The following is a 586-nucleotide window of genomic DNA, read 5'->3' as shown; positions in this document are numbered from 1 at the left end:
CCGGGACGAGAACGGCGCGCCGCAGATCTGCGGCAATGTCGTCTATGTGAATGTGGAGGGCGGCGGGCGGCTGCCGAAGTACTGCGGCGGCGAGGAGCAGGGCGAATGGCAGGAGCGCCACGGCACCGCGGGCAACGCGCGGCACCGCTCGGAACTCGCGGCTTACCCACGCAAGCAGCTCGGCCTGTCCGCCAAGGAGGTCGAGCAGCTGGCCGCCGAGGAGGCCGCGCGTCAGGGAATCGGGGGCGGCATCGTCCGCGCCAGGTCCGAAGCACTGCGCTCGGCACCGGCGCCGGTCGCCGCTGCGGTCGAGCCGGTCGCGGTGACCGCGCCGGAATCGGCCGCCGAGGGTCTGGCCGATCTGGCGCGCATCATTACCAGCCGCGTCACTGCGGTGCGTGCGGAGATGGATGATGTTGTCGCACAAGCGGATTCCCGTGTCGCGGAGGCCGATGGCGAGCGCGAGCGCCTGGCCGAGGAGATCGCGGCGGAACGTGAAGCCCTGGCCGTGGAACGTGAGGAGGCCCGCGCCATCACCGCACGTGCGGAGGCCGAGATCCGCGCGGCCAACGACGCGCGACTGCAC

1 protein-coding gene is annotated in these 586 nt (G+C 72.2%); it reads left to right on the top strand.

Annotation, left to right across the window (positions count from 1 at the left end):
• The coding region (locus ACFQV6_RS44365) for a hypothetical protein (RefSeq protein WP_378033760.1) at positions 1 to 586 on the top strand (586 nt) is incomplete at both ends.

The organism is Actinoplanes sp. GCM10030250 (assembly GCF_042666575.1).
Taxonomy (GTDB): domain Bacteria; phylum Actinomycetota; class Actinomycetes; order Mycobacteriales; family Micromonosporaceae; genus Actinoplanes.
This window is presented reverse-complemented; position numbering and strand designations above follow the sequence as displayed.